At 60.9% G+C, this 20,740-nt stretch carries 20 protein-coding genes and 2 pseudogenes; 15 read left to right on the top strand and 7 right to left on the bottom strand.

The window, feature by feature from the left end; all coding sequences use genetic code 11:
* The first annotated feature begins 183 nt into the window (after positions 1-183).
* A complete protein-coding gene (locus ACI2KS_RS03665; protein WP_404617320.1) occupies positions 184-888 on the top strand; it encodes a hypothetical protein in 705 nt (234 codons plus the stop codon).
* Between the two features lie 304 nt (positions 889-1,192).
* On the top strand, positions 1,193-2,773 hold the full coding sequence (locus ACI2KS_RS03660) for an aldehyde dehydrogenase (NADP(+)) (RefSeq protein WP_404617318.1): 1,581 nt from the start codon (positions 1,193-1,195) through the stop codon (positions 2,771-2,773).
* Positions 2,774-2,934: 161 nt separating this feature from the next.
* On the opposite strand, the gene ACI2KS_RS03655 is transcribed toward ACI2KS_RS03660, so the two are convergent.
* Positions 2,935-3,543, bottom strand: coding sequence for a flavin reductase family protein (locus ACI2KS_RS03655; RefSeq protein WP_404617316.1), 609 nt, complete (start codon positions 3,541-3,543; stop codon positions 2,935-2,937).
* A gap of 183 nt (positions 3,544-3,726) precedes the next feature.
* On the opposite strand from ACI2KS_RS03655, the gene ACI2KS_RS03650 reads away from it, so the two are divergent.
* From ACI2KS_RS03650 to ACI2KS_RS03635, 4 genes are read left to right on the top strand one after another with little or no spacing between them, the layout of a single operon-like run.
* Positions 3,727-3,864: a hypothetical protein gene (locus tag ACI2KS_RS03650; RefSeq protein WP_404617314.1), complete on the top strand. Its 138-nt coding sequence runs from the start codon at positions 3,727-3,729 to the stop codon at positions 3,862-3,864.
* Positions 3,861-4,613: a metal ABC transporter ATP-binding protein gene (locus ACI2KS_RS03645; protein ID WP_404617312.1), complete on the top strand. Its 753-nt coding sequence runs from the start codon at positions 3,861-3,863 to the stop codon at positions 4,611-4,613. Before ACI2KS_RS03650 ends, ACI2KS_RS03645 begins: the two co-directional genes overlap by 4 nt.
* The gene (locus tag ACI2KS_RS03640; protein ID WP_404617310.1) at positions 4,610-5,479 is read left to right on the top strand and encodes a metal ABC transporter permease; all 870 of its coding nucleotides are present in this window, start codon (positions 4,610-4,612) and stop codon (positions 5,477-5,479) included. Before ACI2KS_RS03645 ends, ACI2KS_RS03640 begins: the two co-directional genes overlap by 4 nt.
* 25 nt (positions 5,480-5,504) lie before the next feature.
* Entirely contained in the window at positions 5,505-6,392 is an 888-nt protein-coding gene (locus ACI2KS_RS03635) for a metal ABC transporter substrate-binding protein (protein ID WP_404617308.1), read from the top strand.
* A gap of 85 nt (positions 6,393-6,477) precedes the next feature.
* On the opposite strand, the gene ACI2KS_RS03630 is transcribed toward ACI2KS_RS03635, so the two are convergent.
* Positions 6,478-7,383 (bottom strand): LysR family transcriptional regulator, encoded by a 906-nt coding sequence (locus ACI2KS_RS03630; RefSeq protein WP_404617306.1) that lies wholly within the window; start codon positions 7,381-7,383, stop codon positions 6,478-6,480.
* 164 nt (positions 7,384-7,547) lie between these two features.
* Between ACI2KS_RS03630 and ACI2KS_RS03625 the strand changes: the two genes are divergently transcribed.
* The gene (locus ACI2KS_RS03625) at positions 7,548-9,086 is read left to right on the top strand and encodes an MFS transporter (protein WP_404617304.1); all 1,539 of its coding nucleotides are present in this window, start codon (positions 7,548-7,550) and stop codon (positions 9,084-9,086) included.
* A gap of 122 nt (positions 9,087-9,208) precedes the next feature.
* Here ACI2KS_RS03625 and ACI2KS_RS03620 read toward each other — a convergent pair whose 3' ends face one another.
* Entirely contained in the window at positions 9,209-9,355 is a 147-nt protein-coding gene (locus ACI2KS_RS03620) for a hypothetical protein (protein ID WP_404617302.1), read from the bottom strand.
* A 47-nt stretch (positions 9,356-9,402) separates the two neighbouring features.
* Between ACI2KS_RS03620 and ACI2KS_RS03615 the strand changes: the two genes are divergently transcribed.
* Both ACI2KS_RS03615 and ACI2KS_RS03610 read left to right on the top strand, forming a co-directional pair.
* Positions 9,403-10,140, top strand: coding sequence for a TSUP family transporter (locus ACI2KS_RS03615; protein ID WP_404617300.1), 738 nt, complete (start codon positions 9,403-9,405; stop codon positions 10,138-10,140).
* 126 nt (positions 10,141-10,266) lie between these two features.
* Entirely contained in the window at positions 10,267-10,917 is a 651-nt protein-coding gene (locus tag ACI2KS_RS03610; RefSeq protein WP_404617298.1) for an HD domain-containing protein, read from the top strand.
* 25 nt (positions 10,918-10,942) lie between these two features.
* Here the strand turns inward: ACI2KS_RS03610 and ACI2KS_RS03605 are convergent.
* Positions 10,943-11,032, bottom strand: a pseudogene (locus tag ACI2KS_RS03605) (BrnA antitoxin family protein); the annotation flags it as partial.
* An 82-nt stretch (positions 11,033-11,114) separates the two neighbouring features.
* Here ACI2KS_RS03605 and ACI2KS_RS03600 point away from each other — a divergent pair.
* Positions 11,115-11,957 (top strand): annotated as a pseudogene (locus ACI2KS_RS03600) (MCP four helix bundle domain-containing protein); the annotation flags it as partial.
* Positions 11,940-12,815, top strand: coding sequence for a methyl-accepting chemotaxis protein (locus ACI2KS_RS03595; protein WP_404618454.1), 876 nt, complete (start codon positions 11,940-11,942; stop codon positions 12,813-12,815). The pseudogene ACI2KS_RS03600 and the gene ACI2KS_RS03595, both read left to right, overlap by 18 nt.
* Before the next feature lie 125 nt (positions 12,816-12,940).
* Here the strand turns inward: ACI2KS_RS03595 and can are convergent, their stop codons facing one another.
* Positions 12,941-13,582, bottom strand: coding sequence for a carbonate dehydratase (can, locus tag ACI2KS_RS03590; RefSeq protein ID WP_404617296.1), 642 nt, complete (start codon positions 13,580-13,582; stop codon positions 12,941-12,943).
* A gap of 150 nt (positions 13,583-13,732) precedes the next feature.
* Here can and ACI2KS_RS03585 point away from each other — a divergent pair, with 150 nt between their 5' ends.
* Positions 13,733-14,146 carry a serine kinase/phosphatase gene (locus tag ACI2KS_RS03585; RefSeq protein WP_404617294.1) on the top strand — a complete coding sequence of 138 codons (414 nt, stop codon included), beginning with the start codon at positions 13,733-13,735 and terminating at the stop codon, positions 14,144-14,146.
* 122 nt (positions 14,147-14,268) lie between these two features.
* Here ACI2KS_RS03585 and rimI read toward each other — a convergent pair whose 3' ends face one another.
* Together rimI and ACI2KS_RS03575 are read right to left on the bottom strand one after the other, a co-directional pair.
* Positions 14,269-14,721 carry a ribosomal protein S18-alanine N-acetyltransferase gene (rimI, locus tag ACI2KS_RS03580; RefSeq protein ID WP_404617292.1) on the bottom strand — a complete coding sequence of 151 codons (453 nt, stop codon included), beginning with the start codon at positions 14,719-14,721 and terminating at the stop codon, positions 14,269-14,271.
* Positions 14,714-15,526 (bottom strand): energy transducer TonB, encoded by an 813-nt coding sequence (locus ACI2KS_RS03575; RefSeq protein WP_404617290.1) that lies wholly within the window; start codon positions 15,524-15,526, stop codon positions 14,714-14,716. Before ACI2KS_RS03575 ends, rimI begins: the two co-directional genes overlap by 8 nt.
* A 143-nt stretch (positions 15,527-15,669) precedes the next feature.
* Between ACI2KS_RS03575 and mksB the strand changes: the two genes are divergently transcribed.
* From mksB to mksF, 3 genes are read left to right on the top strand one after another with little or no spacing between them, the layout of a single operon-like run.
* Positions 15,670-16,947 (top strand): Mks condensin complex protein MksB, encoded by a 1,278-nt coding sequence (gene mksB / locus ACI2KS_RS03570; RefSeq protein ID WP_404617288.1) that lies wholly within the window; start codon positions 15,670-15,672, stop codon positions 16,945-16,947.
* Positions 16,937-17,644: an Mks condensin complex protein MksE gene (mksE, locus tag ACI2KS_RS03565; RefSeq protein ID WP_404617286.1), complete on the top strand. Its 708-nt coding sequence runs from the start codon at positions 16,937-16,939 to the stop codon at positions 17,642-17,644. Before mksB ends, mksE begins: the two co-directional genes overlap by 11 nt.
* Positions 17,641-20,475 carry an Mks condensin complex protein MksF gene (mksF, locus tag ACI2KS_RS03560; RefSeq protein ID WP_404617284.1) on the top strand — a complete coding sequence of 945 codons (2,835 nt, stop codon included), beginning with the start codon at positions 17,641-17,643 and terminating at the stop codon, positions 20,473-20,475. The genes mksE and mksF overlap by 4 nt, the downstream gene beginning before the upstream one ends.
* Positions 20,476-20,740 lie beyond the last annotated feature (265 nt).

The following is a 20,740-nucleotide window of genomic DNA, read 5'->3' as shown; positions in this document are numbered from 1 at the left end:
AGCCCGGCCCAGTGCCGGGCTTTTTGTTGGCGCAGCAGCGGATCGCCGGCTGGCCGCGCACATGCAAGGCACCCAGGGCAGTCAAGCCGTGACAACCGCAGCCCCGTCCAATAGATTACCCCCCTTCGAAACGCCCTGAGCTTTTCGCGTCTCAAACCCAGTTAACGAAGCAGTGGATGTTCAATGTCTGATTCCCATACCGATGCAGCTGTGCCTGCCGTGTCCTCCAAGCAGGCCTATGAAGAGGCCATCAATCTTTCACAGCATGTGCCGCAGGCGAAAACCATCAGCGAGATGGTCCTCGATGCCTTTCAGAGCGCCAAGGAAAGCGATCAGATTCGTGACCTGCGCATTGCCATCCGTCAGGCACATGATCGCTTCGATGACGATCAGGCCTATGCGCTGATGGGTCAGCTCAAACAACTCAAGGATGCCGAAGCGGCCGACATGGCGGCGCTGGAAGATCTGCGCAGCAAATTCCCGATCAGTCGGATCCTGTCCAGCTACAAGGACGACCCAAGCTTCCAGGAGCTGGTCTACAGCCTGGCATTGAAGGTCCTGAACCAGACGCACCAGGCCGTCAGCAACCCGAGCGGCGGCAAGAGCAAGGCCGCACGGGCAAAGAAAGACGCCGAGGTGTTCGTCATCAGCAAGGATGGCGCGAGCATCACCCTGCCCCTGCGCACCCCACGCTCCAAAGCCAACGTCGACCGCGAAGCCTTCGAGTTTCTCGGCTTCTCGTTCGTCGGCGAAGGTGACGAGGCCCAGTTGCAGAGCGAGGTTTTCATCGACAAAGAGGGCAACGAGCAGCCCGCCACCCGCAAGAATATCGTCAGCGCGATTCAGCAGCAGATGGGGTTTGAAGGGTATAGCGTGGTGCAGCAGTAAGGCAGATACCTGCGTTCGTTTGCGAACATACTCAAGCTCTGTAGCAGCACGGCTTGCCGGCGGTAGCGCCGCGTAAGTGCCTCCGCCGACAAGCCGTGCTGTTGCGTCGAATTGTAAACATCCCATCCTGCCTGCGCATCCGCCCCAGGCGCTCCCCTCGCATCCAGCCCCCCCGCTCAATCGCATCATCCACAACCCACACCCTTGTGCCCGGCTGGCGATGTCCGCTCGATGATGTACCCTCAGGCACTGGCCACAGCAACGCAACACAACCTGGCTCGTCTTGATTAAGAGGTGTTGAGCAATGCAGATTCTTGGTGAAACCATCATCGGTCAACGTTCGCTGCGCGGGCAGGCAGGCGAGGTGTTTGCACTCGCCGCCGCCACAGGAGAGCAACTGACCCCAAGCTTTGGCGCCAGTACGGCGGACGACGTGAACGCAGCCTGTGAGCTGGCGGAAGCGTCTTTTGATAGCTACCGACAACTGAGTGACGAACAGCGTGCCACCTTCCTCGATGCCATTGCCCAGGGATTGCTGGATCTGGGCGATGCACTGACCGAGCGTGTTCACCTCGAGAGCGGGTTGCCCAAGCCGCGCCTGGAAGGCGAACGGATGCGTACCGTGAACCAGCTCAAACTGTTCGCCAGTTTGCTGCGTGACGGACGCTGGCACGGCGCGGTGGTCGATACCGCGCTGCCGGAGCGCCAGCCATTACCGCGTGCCGACTTGCGTCTGCGGCGCATCGGCCTTGGACCTGTTGCAGTATTTGGCGCCAGCAACTTCCCGCTGGCGTTCTCGGTAGCCGGCGGCGACACGGCGTCGGCGCTGGCTGCAGGCTGCCCGGTGATCGTCAAGGCGCATCCGGCGCATCTGGGCACCAGCGAACTGGTCGCGCGGGTCATTCAGAAAGCCGCCCGCGACACGGGCATGCCTGAGGGCGTGTTCTCAATGTTGATCGACAAAGACATCGCCGTCGGCCAGGCGCTGGTCAGTCATCCGCTGATCCAGGCGGTGGGCTTCACCGGGTCGCGTCGTGGTGGCCTGGCTCTGGTAGCGGCGGCACAAGCGCGTCCGGTGCCGATCCCGGTCTATGCCGAAATGAGCAGCATCAACCCGGTGTTCCTGCTTCCGGCGGCGCTGTCTGCTCGCAGCGACAGTATCGCCAAGGGCTTTGTCGAATCGCTGGTGTTGGGCGCCGGGCAGTTCTGCACCAACCCGGGCCTGCTGTTGGCGCTGGAAAGCGACGCACTGGAAACCTTCGTCGCGGCAGCCGCCAAGGCATTGGCTGACAAAGCGCCCACCACCATGCTGACGCCGAATATCCACGGTGCCTACTGCAACGGTCTTAACAACCTGCACAAGGCCTCAGGCGTGACGCTGGTGGCCGAAGGCCGCGAAGCCGAAGGTTCGTTCCAGGCGCGGCCTGCGTTCTTTCGCACTGATTCGGCGACCTTCCTCGCCAACCCGGCGTTGGAAGACGAAAACTTCGGCCCCAGCGCGCTGTTGATCGTCTGCAAGGACACCGCTGACCTGCAGAAAGTGGCCGCCAGGTTCGATGGCCAACTGACCATCACCCTGCATTTTGATGAAGGCGACAAGGCGATTGCCCAAGCCCTGCTGCCGACCCTGGAGCGCAAAGCCGGACGCATTCTGTTCAATGATTTTCCGACCGGTGTCGAGGTCAGCTATTCGATGGTTCATGGCGGGCCTTTCCCGGCCACATCCGACAGCCGCAGTACGTCGGTAGGAGCCACGGCCATCGACCGTTTCCTGCGTCCGGTGTGTTACCAGAATGTCCCTGATTCTTTGCTGCCGCCGTCTCTGCAGCAGAGCAACCCGCTGAAAACCTGGCGCCTGGTCAATGGACAACCGGTCAAGGACTGACCGTCCCGCTTCATGGGTGTCCTTGCCGAACATGAGGGACACCCGGTTCCAGCGGCATAAGATCTGTCTCTGTCCTGAGCGCGTGGGAGCCCGACTTGCCCGCAAGCAAGCTTGCTCTCATGCCCTCCAGGCGGAATCCAAAACCGCAAGCGCTGTCGGACTCAGCCACCCGGTCGCTCCAGTACCTTGCCATCGACCCCGTCGCCGATGACCAGAAAATGGCCACCCGCCACGTGGTGCAGCGTACGCAGTTGATCATGGCCTTCAAAATGCCAATGTCCTTCAGAAAACACGCGCTCGTCGGCCCAGGCGGCAACGACTTCGCCGATGAACAGGTCGTACCGGTTCTGATTGTGCGGCTCGGGCAGCAAGCGGCACTCGAGCCACGCTGCGCAACCTTCCAGCAGCGGTGCATCGACAGTTTCACCTTCGAAGGTCTGCAGCCCATAGGCCTTGAACTTGTCGAAGTTACTTTCCCGGGAAATCTCAAGACCCGAGGTCGAGCCGACCGTCTCGACGATATCGATTTGGCTGAGGGTCGGCACGTTGATCACGAACGTCCCCGAACCTTCGAGTAACTGCCGCGTCCAGACCGACTTGTCCAGCACCACCGTGACCTTGGGCGGCTGGAAATCCAGCGGCATCGCCCACGCTGCCGCCATGATATTGCGCTGACCGTCGTGCGCCGCGCTGACCAACACGGTCGGTCCGTGATTGAGCAGGCGATAACACTTTTCGAGGGGAACCGGGCGGCGATGGGTGGCGGTCATGGAGAAATCCTGAGGTTGAACAAAGCGTCATCGGAAATTACAGGCTTTGCCGTCGCAGTAAAACGCCGAATCAGCGCGTGAGATCAAAACTGTCGTATTCCTGAACGCGCCAAAAATACCCCTTCCCTCACGCCTGGCTATAGTGATGTAATACTATAACAAAACATTTCAGGCCTACTCTCCGTGAAATCCGCTTCCCGACTTTCCCCGAATATCGCGGCCTCCGCGCTTGCTCAATCCGCCGGCAAACGGGTGCTGGTGTCCCTGATGCTGCTCGCGCTGCTGTGGATCGGCATCGCGTGGGCGGTGGCGATCCCATGAGCGCTGCGATCGATTTGCATGACCTGACGGTGACCTATGAGCGTCGTCCAGCGGTGCATCATGTCAGCGGACGTTTTGCTGCCGGCAGCCTGACGGCGATCGTCGGTCCCAATGGCGCGGGCAAGTCAACATTGATCAAGGCCATCGCCGGGACGTTGAAACCCGCAGTCGGGCGCGTAGATCGAGGCCGTCTGGCGACCCGCCACATCGGCTATTTGCCGCAGGCTGCCGAGATCGATCGCAGCTTTCCATTGAGCGTGGCCGACACGGTGATGATGGGGGCCTGGCACAGCATCGGGGCGTTTCGCGGGATCACCGGCAAGCATGCTGAACAGGCAAGGCTGGCCTTGCTGGCAGTCGGTCTCGAAGGTTTCGAGCAACGCAGCATCAGCTCGTTGTCCTCAGGGCAGTTCCAGCGCGTGTTGTTTGCCCGTCTGCTGTTGCAGGATGCTTCGGTCATTTTGCTGGATGAGCCGTTCACCGCCATCGACGCGCGCACCACCCGCGACCTGCTCAAGCTGATCAGCACCTGGCATGGCCAGGGTCGCACGGTGATCGCCGTGCTGCATGACATCGAGCAGGTGCGCCAGCATTTCCCCAGCACCTTGCTGCTGGCTCGGGAGACCATCGCCTGGGGCAACACCGCCGACATTCTTCACCCTGAAAACCTGCGCCGCGCCAAGAACATGGCCGAGCACTGGAGCCCTGACGCCCAGCGCTGTGAAGTCGATGGGGAGGACGCGTCATGACCCTCTATAGCCTGCTGATCCAGCCTTTCGTCGACTTCGGTTTCATGCGTCGCGCCCTGGTGGCGTGTCTGGCACTGGGTATCGGCTCGGGCCCGGTTGGGGTGTTGCTGATGCTGCGTCGTATGAGTCTGGTAGGTGATGCGATGAGCCATGCCGTATTGCCGGGGGCGGCGGTCGGCTTTCTGTTCGCGGGGCTTTCGCTGCCGGCGATGGGACTGGGCGGATTGATCGCAGGGCTTGCCGTCGCACTGTTGTCAGGGCTCGTCAGCCGCTTCACCTCGCTGCGTGAAGACGCCAGCTTTGCCAGTTTCTACCTGACGTCACTGGCGGCAGGGGTGTTGATCGTCTCGCTGCACGGTTCCAACGTCGATCTGCTGCACGTGCTGTTCGGCACCATTCTGGCCATCGATAACCAGGCGATTTTCATGGTTGGCGGTATCGCGTCCTTCACCCTCATTCTGCTTGCGCTGATCTACCGCCCGCTGATTCTTGAGTGCTTCGACCCCGGGTTCCTGCGGGCCGTGGGTGGGCGAGGTTCGTTGTATCACGTGCTGTTTCTGCTGCTGGTGGTGCTTAACCTGGTGGCCGGCTTCCAGGCGCTCGGCACGTTGATGGCGGTGGGCATGATGATGCTGCCGGCGACTGTGGCGCGTTTCTGGTCCAGCTCACTGACCGGCATGATCGTGATTTCAACGGGGGTGGCGACGCTTTCCGGCTTTATCGGCCTGATCGTTTCCTACCACGCCAGCATTGCCTCGGGCCCGGCGATTGTCCTGACCGCCAGCGCTTTCTATCTGTTCTCACTGTTCTTTGGACGCAGCGGTTTTCTACGCCGCTTGTTTCCCAGGGTTCACCTGTCCGGCTGATCGTTCTCTTCGCAAGGAAATCACCATGAAACGTTTTACGCTTCTGACCGCCGCACTGGCGTTGTCGGGTATGGCCAACTTCGCCCAGGCAAAAACCCTGGAGACCGTCGCATCGTTCACCGTCATCGCCGATATGGTGCATAACGTCGGCGGTGATCATGTGCATGTGACTTCGTTGATCGGCCCCAACGGCGACCCCCACGTCTACGAGCCAACGCCCAATGACGCTCAGGCGCTGAAAAAAGCCGATGCGGTATTTGTCAGCGGCCTGCATCTTGAGGGCTGGCTGGATCGGCTGATCACCGCCTCCGGTTACAAGGGCGAGCCCGTGGTGCTGTCCAACGGCATCATGACCCGCAGCATGGAAGAAGACGGCAAGCAGATCACCGACCCGCACGCCTGGAACAGCGCGGTCAATGCTGTGGTTTATGTCAGAAACATCATCAAGGCGCTGCAGAAAGCCGATCCGGACAATGCCGCCGACTACAAAGCCAACGGCGACAGGTACATCGCGCAACTGCAGGACATGGACGCCTATGCCCGCGCCCAGATCAACGCCATCCCGGTCGCACAGCGCAAGGTACTGACCTCCCACGATGCGTTTGGCTATTTCGGTGATGCATACGGCGTGACCTTTCTCTCGCCATTGGGCTTCTCCACCGAGACCGAAGCGTCGGCCGCAGACGTTGGCAAGCTGATCACCCAGATCAAGCAGGAACATGTCAGCGCCTACTTCTTTGAGAACTCCAGCGACCCGCGCCTGGTGCAGCAGATTGCCAAGGCCAGCGGTGCGCATCCGGGCGGTGAGTTGTATGTCGAAGCGCTGTCACCCGCCAACGGCCCGGCCGCGACCTACGTGAAGATGTTTCGTTACAACGTGGACAAAATCACGGCGGCGATGAAAGGCCAGTAAACGTCTTGTTGCCATTGTTAAAGCCCGGCCTCTAGCAGCGCGGCCTGCCGGCGGTGAGGTGCTTTGGGTTGCCACCGCCGGACTGCTATCGAGCAGTGTTGCAGCCCAGGAACAGACGCTCGCTCATGAAGTCGACGAATACCCGGATTTTCGGTGACAGATGACGACTCGACGGCCACACCAGGCTAAGCCGGTTTGGCGGATCGACATAGTCGGGTAACACCTGCACCAATCGCCCCTCGGCGAGCGCGTCACACGCCAGGAAATCAGGGATCCCGCCAATGCCCAGGCCTTGCAGCGTCATGGCCTTGACCGCGTCCATGCTGTTGCAGGTGAACAGGCTTTTGATGCGCAATTCCGGGTGCTCTTGCTGCTGCACCATGTGCCAATCGCGCATCTTGCCCGTACCGGAAAAGCGGAAGCGTATTGCCAGGTGATCGTCCAGATCGCGGATGCAGCCGGGCGTGCCGTGCTTATGCAGATACGCGGGCGAGGCGCACAGCAGGACGCGTACCGATGGCAACGGACGGCTCATCAGCCGTGAGTCGGGCAGGTCTCCGCCGCGGATGGCGACATCGATGCCCTCTTCGATCAGGTCCACCATGCGATCGTTGAAGTCCACGTCCAGTTCGATCTGCGGATAACGTTCGATGAAGGCGGCCACGAAGGGCAACAACTCGTGGTACATCACCATGGGCGTGGTGACCCTCAGGCGGCCCCGCGGACATTCCGTGCTGCGTACCAGCGTTGCCTGGGCATCGTCCAGGTCGTCCAGAATGCGCCGACAACGTTCCTGAAACAGACGCCCTTCGTCCGTCAGCCGAATGCTGCGGGTCGAGCGCTGGAACAATCGCACGCCCAGTTGCGCCTCAAGTCGGGCAACCCCTTTGCCAACAGCTGAGGCGGACAACCCGAGGGTTCTCCCTGCAGCCGCGAAGCTGCCCAGTTCGGCCGTGCGTACGAACGTCATCAGGCCGCTAAGTCGATCCATAACCCTCCCGGTGCGCTTTTGGCACATGATCGCGATTCGATCATTTTTTTCCGTTATGTACGGAATATTTGCCGGTTTTAGCACGATTGCGGCGGCCATATCATCATCGTCCTCCGTGCGGCGCTTTTGCGCCCGCGCAAAAAAACGATTCGAGGAGCCGCTAAATGACGCTTTGCAACGCCACTGATGCAGCGCAGAAAACCATGATTTTGCTGGCGGTGTGCATCGCCGCCATCACCATGCCGCTCAACTTCACTGCCGCGGCCGTGGCCCTGCCCGCCATCGGACGCACATTCGGCGCCGACCCGCTGGCTCTGAACTGGGTCACCAACGCCTTCATGCTGACCTTTGGCAGCTGTCTGATGCTGGCCGGGGCGTTGGCGGACAGTTACGGTCGCAAACGGGTTTTTCTGGCTGGGGTCAGCACGTTTGCCATGCTCTCGGCGGGGCTTACCCTGGCGCCGTCGTTGCTGTGGTTCGATCTGTTTCGCGCAGCCCAGGGGATTGCTGCCGCCGCTGCGTTTTCCGGCGGCATGTCGGCGTTGGCTCAGGAGTTCGAGGGTCACGAACGCATGCGGGCCTTCAGTTTCGTCGGCAGCAGTTTCGGCATCGGCCTGGCATTCGGGCCGGTGGCCTCCGGCCTATTGATCGCGGCCTTTGGCTGGCCAACGATCTTCCTGATGATCACCGCCCTGGCTGCGATCTCGACCGTGATCGGCCTGCGCTTCATGCACGAGTCACGCAACCCGCAGGCTGCCGGTATCGATTGGCGGGGGGCGCTGACTTTCACCTGGGCGTTGACGGCGTTCACCTATGCGGTGCTCAAGGCTGCGGCCAGTGGCTGGAGCGATGCATGGGTGATCGCGATGCTGATTGGCGCGCTGCTGTCGCTCGTGGTTTTCGTGCAGATCGAACGCCGCGTCGCCCACCCCATGCTCGACCTCACACTCTTTCGCTACCCGCGTTTCGTCGGCGTGCAATTGCTCGCGGCGGCTCCCGCTTATGCATTCGTGGTCTTGTTGCTGCTGTTACCGATCCGCTTCGTGGGCATCGACGGCATGAGCGAGATCGATGCCGGGCGCTTGATGATCGCCCTTTCCTCCCCCCTGCTGGTGCTGCCTGTGGTGGCCGGTGCACTGACTCGCTGGCTCTCGCCCTCCACGATCTGCAGCATCGGCCTGCTGATCTGCGCCTGTGGGCTGTTCTGGTTGAGTCATGAACCTGCGGGCAGCACACCGATGGCGCTGGCGTTGCCGATGCTGGTGATCGGGGTGGGGATCAGCCTGCCATGGGGCTTGATGGACGGGTTGGCCGTGAGCGTGGTGCCCAAGGAACGCGCGGGAATGGCCACCGGAATATTCAGTACCACCCGGGTGGCCGGTGAAGGGGTCGCGGTAGCACTCGTGACAGCCGTGCTTTCAGCCCTGACCACCGGGCATCTGACGGATGCGCTGCCTCAGGCAGCAGGCGTGAGCAACGCGGCGCAGCACCTGGTGACGGGTGATCTGAGTGGCGCGGCGTCGATCTTGCCTGGTGTCGGCCAGGCGACCCTGATCGTCGGCTACAGCGATGCATTCAGCACGCTGTTGCTGATCCTGACCACGATAACCCTGGCCACCGCCGCCGTCGTGTTCATGTTTCTGGACCGAGGCACGCCAGGCGACGACGACCGCGCGCAACTGCAACAACCTGCACAGGCTTGAGCCGTTGCGGTCGCTGGAAGCTCGCTTGACCAAAGGGCTGGCCGGCAATGCCGGTCTTACCCAAGTCATCGCCGGCAAGCTCGAACATCCCCGCGCTGCTTGCGGCAGCCCGCCGCTGCCGGTTAGCGAAGCACTTGCGCAGTCTCAAGCAAGGTCACAAACGCGCCATCCAGCGTTGCGTTGTGGTGTTCGATGATCGATGCCTTCAGGCAGCCGATCGGGTCATAATCCGTAACCAATGAATCAGCTGTCCCGTTCTGAAGCGCCACGCTTGCGTTCTTGTCAGAATGGTCAGATCCCTCGGAAAACACCTGCCTTGAGACCTGAACTGAACTTCATCCTGACCTTCATTTGTGTACTGGTTGCCGCCGTCATCCGGGGTTTGACTGGATTCGGTCTGGCGGCCATCGCCGTGGTCGGGCTGGCGATGCTTGGCCCGCTGAATGAAGCGGTGCCGTTGGTGCTGTGCCTGGAAGTGGCATCCAGCCTGATGATGCTGCGCGCCGCCCTGCCGCACGCTGATTACCCACACCTCAAACGCCTGTTGATCGCCGCTGCCCTTGGCGTGCCCTGCGGCATCTGGCTGTTGACCGGGCTCAATAGCGACTGGTTGAAGATTGGCGTCTATCTGCTGGTTGGCCTGCTGGCGGTATTAGGCCTGGCACGTATCAGCTTACCCATGGGCAAGGGCCAACTGGGCGGCTGGGTGGTGGGCAGTTGCAGTGGTGCCCTGATCGCTGCCTTTTCCATTGGTGGCCCGCTGGTGGTCGCATGGCTCAGCCACAGCGGGCTTGCTGCTGTCGCCCTGCGCGCCACGCTGGTTCTGTTTTTCTTCGCCGTTGACCTTGCTGCTTTGGCAGGTCTGGGGCTGGCCGATGCGATTCCGGCACACACGGCAGAACATCTGCTGTATTTGATCCCGGCGTTGCTGATCGGTTTGTGGGCAGGCCAACAACTGTTCTTACGCATTCGTGCCGACCACGCCGCGCGTTTCACCCAATGGTTGCTGCTGGCACTCGCCGGCCTTGGCCTGTTGGGTCGTGCATGGTCCTGAGCCGGGCCTGGGGTATAGCAATGCGGGGTTGGGCGAGGTGCTTAGGGCTGGCGAACGCGGAGCGGCCAGACAGGTCAATCCCTGTATGCTGGCAGCCGACGCCAGCCTGCAATGAAAGGACAATCGATGACCGCCCTCTCCTTCGCGCCATTCCAAGACCTGGCTGACAAGCTGATTCCCCATACCGTCGCCGAGAGGGTCGATGGTTCCCACGACGTTTCGCACCTGCATCGGGTCTGGCGCAACGTGTGCGCGATTCGCGACAAGGAAGGCGGCGATCATCAGTTACTGCTGGCGGCAACGCTGCTGCACGATTGCGTGGCGGTGGAGAAAAACTCGCCGTTTCGCTCAAGTGCGTCGCGCCTCGCAGCTGCAAAAGCCACTGAACTGCTGAGCGAAATGGGCTGGGATGAAGAACGTACGCAAGCTGTGGCCCATGCCATCGAATCCCACAGCTATTCGGCCAACATCACCCCGATTTCACTGGAGGCGAAAATCCTCCAGGACGCCGATCGCCTCGACGCCATCGGCATGGTCGGCGTCGCGCGGCTGTTCTACGTCTCCGGGCGCATGGGCAGCCACCTCTACGATGCCGCCGACCCACAGGCAGACCATCGAGAGCTGGACGACAAACGCTTTGCGGTCGACCACTTCAAGACCAAGATATTCGCTTTGGCAGAAGATTTTCAGACCCAGGCGGGCAAAAACATGGCCCATGTCCGGCATGAGCGGGCGCAGCGGTTCGTGCAGGAGTTCATGGACGAGGTGGGGCGGTAGGCCTCACCCGTCAGGATATTTTTGTTCAGAGGGTGATTTGCGACGGCTCATGGGTCTTCAGCCAGTCGACCAACGCGACGTTCATCCGAGTTTGCCAGCCCGGGCCTGATGCCCTGCCCTCAAATCACAACAAATCTGCAATATTTCCCTTCGATGTCATAAAGACATCATGGAAGCACTTTATAACCAACTCTCCGGTGTATTCGTCTTTGGGATTGGTTGCTGTGAAAAGGTTATCGCGTGGATCTTTACGTCCTTCGTCCAGGCCCGCGTTTCTGCGGCGTTTCAGGATTGCTCAGCGGTTAGTCCTATGTTTTGGCGTGACTGCGTTGTTACTCATCGCCCTGGGGGTGTTTTCATTGCTGCAGATGCAGAGCATCCGCGATCAGGGTGAAGCCGTGGAAAGCGGCTCGCTGCCCAGCATTGCCATGGCCGATGCGATTGCCATCGACCTGATCAAGCTGCGCGGCGAAAGCGCCAGGCTGATTGCCAATGCCGACGATCCCGGCGCAGTGGTCACCAGCAAGATCAACGTCGAACAACTGAAGAACGACGTCGAGAAAGGCTTCAGCGATTACCTGGCACACGCCAGCGATAGCACTGAACGTGATTCCATCAAAGCCTTGCAGGACGCCTACAGCGCATTCATGCCCGGGCTCTACGAGGAAATCGGCCTGATCGAGCAACGCAAACTCGATGACGCGCGGATGCTCATCAACACCTCGCTGAGCCTGCAGGGCGATCTGATGGACATGCAGGTGCAGCTGCTGCGCGAATTGAACAAGCAAAGCGCTTCGGCGGCCGTCGAAACCGCCGGGGCGCGCTTCCAGCAGACTCGCATCATCGCTGTGAGCGCGATTGTCGTGGCGTTGGTCCTGACCCTGCTGCTGGCCTGGCGCCTGAGCCTGAGCATCATCGGCCCGCTGCGTCAGTCCCTGCACATCGCCAGTACCATCGCCGAAGGCGATCTAAGCCCGCAGCCGATACCGGACGGCAAGGACGAAACCGCCCAGTTGCTGAAGATGCTTGGCCAGATGCGCGCCAATCTGCACGGCACCATCGACCAGATTTATGCCGCCGCCAGCCAGTTGAGCCAGTCGGTGCAGGAAATGGGGGCGATTGCCGAAACCAGCGCCCGTAACCTGCAAATGCAGAATGATGAAATCGAACAGGCGGCGGTGGCCGTCAATCAGATGAGCCAGGCAGCCGTGGAAGTGGCCGATAACGCCAGCAGCACCTCGAGTGAGTCGAAGGCGTCCAACGAAGCGGCGGCCGAGGGGCGTATGCGTCTGACCGGCACCATTGATTCGATCAAGGAGCTGACCGACAACGTCCTCGATTCGTCGCATCAGGCAGATGGCCTGGCTGAGCGCACGCTCAGTATCAGCAAGATACTTGAGGTGATTCGCGCCATCGCCAACCAGACCAATCTGCTGGCCCTGAACGCGGCGATCGAAGCGGCGCGAGCGGGTGAGGCCGGACGCGGGTTTGCAGTGGTGGCCGACGAAGTGCGCTCCCTGGCCCAACGCACCAGCGCCTCGACCACCGAGATAGAAAGCCTGATCAACGATGTACAGCGCAGTACTCAGGACACCGCCCAGACCCTGCGCGTCACCGCAGCGCAGGCCAGTTCCACCCTTGAGCAGGCGGCGGCGACCAGTCAGGCGCTGACGGTGATCATCAGCTCGACCTCCACCATCAGTGATCGCAACGTGCTGATCGCCAGTGCTGCCGAACAACAGGCGCAGGTGGCCAACGAAGTGGACCGCAATCTGAGCAGTATTCGCGACTTGTCGACGCAGTCGGCGAGCGGTGCGCAGCAGACCACCGTGGCGAGTAATGCACTGGCGATGCTGGCGACCAACCTGAATACGATGGTGCAACGGTTCGTGCTGTAACGCTTGAAACCGACCAGTAGGAGTGAGCTTGCTCGCGATCAGTGCTTTTTAGACGACAGAGGTTCGTCGGCTGAGCAAACGCACCGCGGGCAAAGCTCACTCCTACAGATCATCCGTCAGAGCAATCACTCCCCCAACGGGCGCAACCGGTACTGCGGCGGCAGCTGCTCGAAACCGCTGATCGTCGCGTTCAGGCTTTTCCAGCGGCCATCCTTGATGCCGTAGATACAGCCGTGGATCGACAGTTTCTGCCCGCGATGCCAAGCGTTCTGGACGATGCTGGTGTGACCTACGTTCGCCACCTGCTGAATCACGTTCAATTCACACAGACGGTCGACGCGCTCTTCCTCGGTCGGCAGCTTGCTCAGCAGGTCGCGGTTCTCGTAGTACAGGTCACGAATCGAACGCAGCCAGCCGTCGATCAGACCCAACTGGCGGTCCTGCATCGAGGCGCGCACACCACCGCAGCCATAGTGGCCGGTGACCAGGATGTGTTTGACCTTGAGTACATCGACCGCGTACTGGATAACCGACAGGCAGTTCAGGTCGGTGTGCAGCACGACGTTGGCCACGTTGCGGTGGACAAACAGGTCACCGGGCAGCATGCCGACGATTTCATTGGCCGGGACACGAGCGTCCGAACAACCGATCCAGAGGAATTCCGGCGTCTGCTGGCGGGCCAGTTTGGCGAAGAATTCTGGGTCCTCCTCCTTGATGGCAGCAGCCCAACGTTCGTTGTTGTCGATCAGGTCTTGTAATTCGTTCATGCGTTGATGCCTCGGAAATGATGCCCAGCTATGACTGGCGCTCGGCGCGCGGGGTCACGTCTTTTTGCCACTACCGGTCGTGAAGCGGAGGGAATCTTCACCGCGGCCCCCGGTCCACCCATTAAGAACGCACACAATGAGGAATTCATCATGAACGATACACGCCGCCCCTTCGATGCCACCCAACCTGAACCTATCGATGACAACGAAGACCGCATGGGTTCGATGGAAGAACTCAACTTCAACGATAATAACGAGCCCAGCGGACGGATTGGCGACACGATCCCTGCAGACGAGCTGGAAAACTACATTCCCGACGAGCGTGCGCGAGAAGCCGGCATGACCGGGGCCTCGATGGACGATCACAACCCGACTGACGACGACATGAGCCCGGAAACCCTGATCGACGAGGACGGCGCTCGTTCGGCCAGGGAACCGGGGGAAGGTGGCCCGGCGGACTTTGATCTGAGTATTGTCGATGAAGACGAAATCGGCGCGGGGGGTGGTCTGGATGAAGAAGAAATGGCCATCCTCGATCCGCTGGATGGCAAGCCTGGCGTTTAACCGACCCCGTTTGCTCCGGGAGTTCGTTGCAGGAGGTCAGAGCCAGTGCAGCAGGACTTGCTGGCGGTAACGTTGTTGAAATCGCTACCGCCGGCAAGTCGAGCTGCTGCACAACAGGTGCACTAGTCGAGCAGCGTGCAGGCCATGACCAGCGCATCCTCACGCCCGCCCACTGCCGGGTAATAGTCCCGACGTCGGCCAACCTCGTTGAAGCCATAACGCTCATACAAACGGTAGGCCGACTGGTTGCTGGCGCGCAATTCCAGAAAGCACTCACGACCGTTGATCTCGTAGGCACGCTTCATCAACTTGTCCAACAGCAGCAGGCCCAGGCCTCGCCCCTGGCTCTCAGGCTTGACGGTGATGTTGAGCAGGTGCGCCTCATCGATGATGACGTTGATCACGCCGTGGCCGACCTGTTGGTTGCCCTCGAACATCAGCCAAATCTCGTAGGACTTCAGGCCATCGAGGAAGATGCCTCGCGTCCACGGGTGGCTGAAGGCTGCGTATTCGATCTTCAGTACCGCATCCAGATCTGCTTCGGTCATGCGGCGAAACGTTACGGCATCACTCATTTACGCTCTTCCAACGTCCCATCAATTGGCGCATGGCACGCCATACGTCGGCCTTGCGCTGAGGCTCGTCCATCAATAATTCAAGGCCCGGCAGCGCCCAGGCTGATCCCAGGCCTTCGACCTGGAATTCTAGATTGTAGGATTGGGCGTCGACCTCACCGGCAAACCGCACCGCTGGCAGTCCGATCAGCCACAGGCAAGTGCAGGGTTCGTCTTCGACCCGGGCGTAGAGAAAACCCTGAACGAAATCCCGCGCCGCTTCCGGGCCTTGATCCATTTGCCCACGCACCAACAACGGCCAGCGCACGGGTTCTCCGATGATCTGCGGGCTGTCGGGCAACCCGGCAGCGCGCAGCATGTCCTTGAGCAATAGATAGGAAGGGTCGCGGCTCTGGAATGGCTCGCCGGTGGCCAGCTCTACCAATAGCAGACAGCTACCCGCGCGCAGCAATTGCAGGGCGAACCGCGGTGGCGGCACCACCGCAGGCTTGACCGCCGCGAGGGCCGGTTCATCCCGCGGGGCGGTTCTGGCAGCAGGTTTGACTGCAGACGAGGGCCGCGGCACTTCGATTTTAGGCCGCTCGACCGTCCGCGCGACCGATGCCGGCCGGGCAGGCGCTGGCTCGGGGCTCGCTGGCGCAACCACAGCCGGTTGCCTGCTCTCGACGACTTCGTCGATAAACGCCGGCAACGGCGCAAGCAGCTCCGGGCGCGAGGGCGCAGCAAAAGGCAATTCGGTACGCGGCAACCAGCTGACCACCTGCATGGCGGTCAGATAAGCGCGGCGGCGAGGCTCGTTGAGCAAGGGACAGCCACCTGTGAATAAGTCAGGAGGGGGATTCTACAGACCTTCGCTGCTTCACGCCGCAGTTGATCGACTGAGGGTGAAAACCGACGGCCGCGATGCAGTACAATTGCCGCTTTTATTTGCCAACCAGCGGCTATCCGATGATCGAACCTAAGCGCGTCTTGCGCGCCCTTGCCGAACACTGGGCGCTCCTTGAGCCTCTGTGCGAGCATTTCGACCAAGGCACCCTGAGCCTCAGCGAACTGCGTCTGCAACTGGCCGCCCAGCAACTGGAAAGTACGCCACAGGACATCACCAACCTGCTGGACGTGTGGATTCGCCTCGATATTCTGGTGCCTGTGGCCAAAAGCCCGAACCGCTTCGAGCTAAACGCTCAAATCCACGACTTCCTCTCCTATCTGCGGCGTGAGCACCGCCTGGGGCTGTGCCTGGAAATCGAAGCCTACCTGCGCCATCTGGAGCGCCTGGCCGGGTATATCCAGGAAGCCTTTGATGCGCGCGATGCCAATGACCTGGCCCGCCAGCTTCGCCTGCTCGATATGCGCGTGCGCGACGTCCTGAAGAAACTCGCCAACGACGAACAGGCGCTGGTGTCGGTGGCGGACCGCGCCAAGACCAGCGATCGGCAGATCCCGTTGCGTCAGCGCTACGCAGAAGTACTGGCGACCTGGGACGAATACGTCGAGCCTATGATTCAGCTGGTCAACGCCGACGGCGCCTTCGAGCAGGGCGTGCGCAAGGTCGAGAACGTGCTGCTGCGCATGCTCACCGATCAGCAACGCCTGGGTCATCTGGTCGACGACGACATGCTGCTGCGCACCCACGCGCGAATCCTCGAAATGCAGACCAGCGCACAGCTGACCCTGCGTCATGCGCGCGAACTGCTGTTGCCGCTGCGCGAGGAGGCCCGTCGCCACAACGCCGTGACCCGTGGCGCCGCGTTGGCGCTATCGGCGATCCGCCGCAAGGGCATCGACGCGGTACCGCAAGCCGCGATGCCGATGTTCACCCGTGCGCAAAGCACCTTTCTTGGCAGCGCCAATCAGGTCGAGGCGTACGTTTACGCGCTTGCCCGTTTCGAGCCCAAGCCGGCGCGCTTCCCCAAGGCCAGCGTGACTCGCAAGGGCGAGCTGCCCAAGGCGCCGCGCACGGTCAGGGAAATGCTCGAGCGCTGCGAAGACGCCCTGCCGCTGCCAGACCTGATGGTCTGGTTGCTCGAGCAGGAGCCCACCGGCGCGACCGACGAATTGTTGTACTGGTTCTCGCGCCTGTCGCGGGAAAAACGCTTCAAGCGCGAGCGCCTTGAACGCCGCGAATACCTGACTCAGGAGCACCGCGTCAGCCTGCGCTCCTTCGCTCTGCTCTCGAGCAAAGACGCTACCCCAGAGAACTCCGAGGGCACCGCCCATGCATCTTGACCTATCCGAACTGTCCCAGCTGGCGCCGATCTTCCGCGAGCTGTTCAAGGGCTACCACGTCAGCCGCCGCGACCCGGAGTTGTACGCCCAGTTGTCCAACTTCCAGGACCAGTACCGCACGCTGTTCAAGGCCCTGGGCTTCGAGCTGGTCTGCGACACCCGTGGCTTCTATTACTTCGTGCCGGATCTGGCAGCCGCGCAGGTCAACAAGACCGCCCAGCGCCTGGCGCTGTTCACCTTCATTCTGGTCGAGCACCTGGCCGACCAGGGGCGCGATCCGGTGGCCGTACTCGATGGCGGCAGCCTGGGCCGTGAGGAACTGCCATCGCTGCTGGAGAAATACCGAGACCTGTTTCTGCAGGCCGAAGTACAGACTCAGGAGGAGCTGGAAGAAAAGATCATGCGGCGCATGACCCAGCTCGGTTTTGCCGCCGAAGAAGTGGGGATCTACCGCTTCCTGCCGCCGATGCATCGCTTCCTCGATGTTTGTCTGTCGGTCCAGCAGGACCGGGATCTGGCCGCCAGCCTGCACAGCGACCTGCCACTGCCAACGCCCGTGCTGATCGACGATGACAGCGACGAGAAACTGTTGCGCACCGACGATCCTCTGGATCTGGCGGGATTCGAAGAAACCGACGACACCGAAGAGCAGGCCCTGGCCCGCGCGATCGCCGAAGAACAGGAGCTTGACGCATGAGCCAGGAACGCTACGGCATCCGCCGCTTCGCCCTGCTGAACACGGCCGGCTACAGCCTCGGGCTGTTTCCGCTGGAACATCCGCTGTCGGTTTACGGCGCGAACAACCTGGGCAAGAGTGCGTCGATCAACGCGCTGCAATTCCCGATTCTGGCGCGCATGTCCGATATGAGCTTCGGCAAATACAGCCTCGATCAGTCACGCCGCTTCTACTTCGCCTCGGACACCAGCTACATCCTGGTGGAAGTCGCGCTGCCCCACGGCCCTCACGTCATCGGCGTGGTCGGTCGCGGGCCTGGTGGCGGTTTCGGTCACCAGTTTTTTGCCTACGCGGGTAAGCTGGATCTGGCGCACTATCAGAAGAACGACACCTGCCTGCGCCAGAAAGAGCTGTTCACCAATCTGGAGAGCCAGGGCCTCAAAGCCTACGAACTCAAGCCTGACGAACTGCGTCGTCTGCTGGTCGGCGGGCACACCTCGATTCCGCTGGACCTGACGCTGATTCCGTTGCGTTCGACCAGTGAGCAGAGCCTGAAGACCTTCCGCGCGCTGTTCATCAATTTGCTGCACATGCGGGAAATCACTGCCGCCAAGCTCAAGCAGTTGTTCCTCGACGCCTTCGAACACAGCTTGCGTTCCGGTAGTGTCGATTACATCGCAGCGTGCGAAGAAGCCTTCCGTGATGTACGGCGCATGGAGCAGGACTACAACGCGCTGGTCCTTGCCGGCCCGCTCGTCGAGGCCTTGGCCAATGGTGTGAAGCAGCGCGACATTTTGCGTGGCAAGCTGCATCGCCTGTCGCCATTGCTCGACTCGTTGCTGGGCACCTGGCAGGACTATTCCAATGCACGCAAGGAAGAGCTGGTCATCCAGGCCGAGCACTATCGCGGCCAGCAGGATGCATTGCAGAACGATCAACGCGGCGGCACTCAAGAGCTGATGCGCCTGGAGCGGGAAATCAGTGGCATTCAGCGTTGGATCGGCGAGCTGGCGGTACTCAAGAACCGCTTTGCGCTGGTCAACGATGTCAGAACCCTGGAGCAGCAACTGCTGGCCGCCAAGGACGCACACGATGAGCTGGCCGGCGCGCTTGCGCAATCACGCCAGTTCACTGCCGAAGATCTCGACGAGCGCCTGCGTGATCTGGAAAAACGCCTGAAGTCGGTAAAACATCAACTCGATCACGCTGATAACAACAGCTACGCCCGCCTGCGCGAAGAGTTCTCGCAGCCGGATGTCGAACGCCTCATGCGTCTGTTCAATAGCGCGTTGTTCAGCCTGCCACTGGGTGAGCAAGGCATTGCGCTGGACGACGGCGATGCGTGGGTCAAGTCTTTGGAAGCCATCCTTGACGGCTTCAAGGGTGAACGTTTCGAAGTCCCGGGCTTGTCGGTCAACCTGTCGCAGATCGAGCCACCGGCCCTTCAGGCGCTGGCCGACCGTGCGGCACTGCGTGATCAGAAAGAGCGTCTGGAAAAAGAACTCAAGCAGCTGAAAACCCAGCAGGCCGTTGCAGCTGATCGCGCCGCAAGCAAAACCCAGACCGAAGCGCTGTATCAGCAGGTGCTGGATGCGCAGAAAGCCCTGGAAGACTTCCGTCGCACCCAGACCTTGAGTGCCGAAGAAGCTGAAAAACTCGAGCAGCTGGAGCAGATGGAGGCCGCGCAGGATGAACTCAAGCGCTCCAGCGACGCCTTCACCGAGCGTGTCCAGCAGCTGTCCGCCAAGCTGCAACTGGTCGGCCGTCAGATTGGGGATCTGGAGTCCAAGCAACGCACGCTGGATGATGCCCTGCGTCGCCGTCAGTTGCTGCCGACCGACCTGCCATTCGGCACGCCGTTCATGGAGCCGGTCGATGACTCGCTGGAGAATCTGCTGCCACTGCTCAATGACTATCAGGACAGCTGGCAGGGCCTGCTGCGTGCCGACGGTCAGATTGAAGCGTTGTACGCACAGGTCCGTCTGAAGGGCGTGGCCAAGTTCGACAGCGAGGACGACATGGAGCGCCGCCTGCAGTTGCTGATCAACGCTTACGCGCACCGCACCGACGAAGCGCTGACGCTGGGCAAGGCTCGTCGTGCCGCCGTTACCGACATTGCGCGCACCCTGCGCAACATTCGTAGCGATTACGACAGCCTTGAGCATCAGCTGGCCCTGTTCAACCGCGAGATCAACCGTCGTCAGGTCTCCAACCTGGAAAGCTTCCGCATCGTTCTGGCACCTAACAAGGAAGCGCTCAAGCACATTGACCAGATTATCCACAGCGCTGGTCAATACGAAGAAGGCGAAACCCTGTCGGTGTTCGACCTGAGTCAGAGCGCAGAGCAGGACAACAAGAACGAAGAGGCCAAGGAATACCTGGCACGCCTTGTAGCGGCGAACCACAACCAGTTGGGTCTCAAGGACTTGTTCGAACTGGCGTTCGAGATCACCAAGGTCAACAGCCAGCCGGTCATTCACACCGACATCGATGGCGCGGCGTCCAACGGCACGACCATGACTATCAAGGCGCTGACCAACATGTATCTGTTGTTGCACCTGATGGACCGTGAACAGGCCGGCCGGATCCGTTTGCCTTATTATCTGGATGAAGCAGCCGATATCGACGAAAGAAACCAGGCTGCGTTGTTGGAGACCAGCTTGCAACTGGGCTTCGTGCCTATCCTTGCGAGCGTCAAGCCTCAGGTGTCGGCTCACGTTGCGATTGACCTTGAAGGCGGCAGCGGACCTGCCGGCATCTACATCGATGAGGCGGACTGGAAATACATTCAGCGTCGTGACGAAGTGAAGGTGGTGAAAGCTGTCGAAGTGGCCGAGGAAGCCGCCGAGTAAGCGGCACTCGACGTTAACTGGAAGCCCTGCAGCGATGCGGGGCTTTTTTGTGGGTCAGTGTCTGAGAGGGAAATGGTCGAAGGAGCCGTAGCGGGAGTCGAGGTTACTGCCGCCGCGCACGTGGTGGTGTGGTGTGTGGTGTGGTGTGTGAGTGACCAACCAACTGCAAGTTTTTCGCGCGCAAAAACAAAACCCCATCTGCGTGAGCAGATGGGGTTTCGGAATTTAATCTTGACGATGACCTACTCTCACATGGGGAAACCCC

The sequence above is a fragment of the Pseudomonas sp. NPDC087358 genome (assembly GCF_044900785.1).
Classification (GTDB): domain Bacteria; phylum Pseudomonadota; class Gammaproteobacteria; order Pseudomonadales; family Pseudomonadaceae; genus Aquipseudomonas.
This window is presented reverse-complemented; position numbering and strand designations above follow the sequence as displayed.

Coding starts and splice junctions, on each gene's coding strand:
- ACI2KS_RS03665 (WP_404617320.1), top strand. CDS start 184: ATGTCTGATTCCCATACCGATGCAGCTGTGCCTGCCGTGTCCTCCAAG.
- ACI2KS_RS03660 (WP_404617318.1), top strand. CDS start 1,193: ATGCAGATTCTTGGTGAAACCATCATCGGTCAACGTTCGCTGCGCGGG.
- ACI2KS_RS03655 (WP_404617316.1), bottom strand. CDS start 3,543: ATGACCGCCACCCATCGCCGCCCGGTTCCCCTCGAAAAGTGTTATCGC.
- ACI2KS_RS03645 (WP_404617312.1), top strand. CDS start 3,861: ATGAGCGCTGCGATCGATTTGCATGACCTGACGGTGACCTATGAGCGT.
- ACI2KS_RS03640 (WP_404617310.1), top strand. CDS start 4,610: ATGACCCTCTATAGCCTGCTGATCCAGCCTTTCGTCGACTTCGGTTTC.
- ACI2KS_RS03635 (WP_404617308.1), top strand. CDS start 5,505: ATGAAACGTTTTACGCTTCTGACCGCCGCACTGGCGTTGTCGGGTATG.
- ACI2KS_RS03630 (WP_404617306.1), bottom strand. CDS start 7,383: ATGGATCGACTTAGCGGCCTGATGACGTTCGTACGCACGGCCGAACTG.
- ACI2KS_RS03625 (WP_404617304.1), top strand. CDS start 7,548: ATGACGCTTTGCAACGCCACTGATGCAGCGCAGAAAACCATGATTTTG.
- ACI2KS_RS03610 (WP_404617298.1), top strand. CDS start 10,267: ATGACCGCCCTCTCCTTCGCGCCATTCCAAGACCTGGCTGACAAGCTG.
- ACI2KS_RS03595 (WP_404618454.1), top strand. CDS start 11,940: ATGCTTGGCCAGATGCGCGCCAATCTGCACGGCACCATCGACCAGATT.
- can (WP_404617296.1), bottom strand. CDS start 13,582: ATGAACGAATTACAAGACCTGATCGACAACAACGAACGTTGGGCTGCT.
- ACI2KS_RS03585 (WP_404617294.1), top strand. CDS start 13,733: ATGAACGATACACGCCGCCCCTTCGATGCCACCCAACCTGAACCTATC.
- rimI (WP_404617292.1), bottom strand. CDS start 14,721: ATGAGTGATGCCGTAACGTTTCGCCGCATGACCGAAGCAGATCTGGAT.
- mksB (WP_404617288.1), top strand. CDS start 15,670: ATGATCGAACCTAAGCGCGTCTTGCGCGCCCTTGCCGAACACTGGGCG.
- mksE (WP_404617286.1), top strand. CDS start 16,937: ATGCATCTTGACCTATCCGAACTGTCCCAGCTGGCGCCGATCTTCCGC.
- mksF (WP_404617284.1), top strand. CDS start 17,641: ATGAGCCAGGAACGCTACGGCATCCGCCGCTTCGCCCTGCTGAACACG.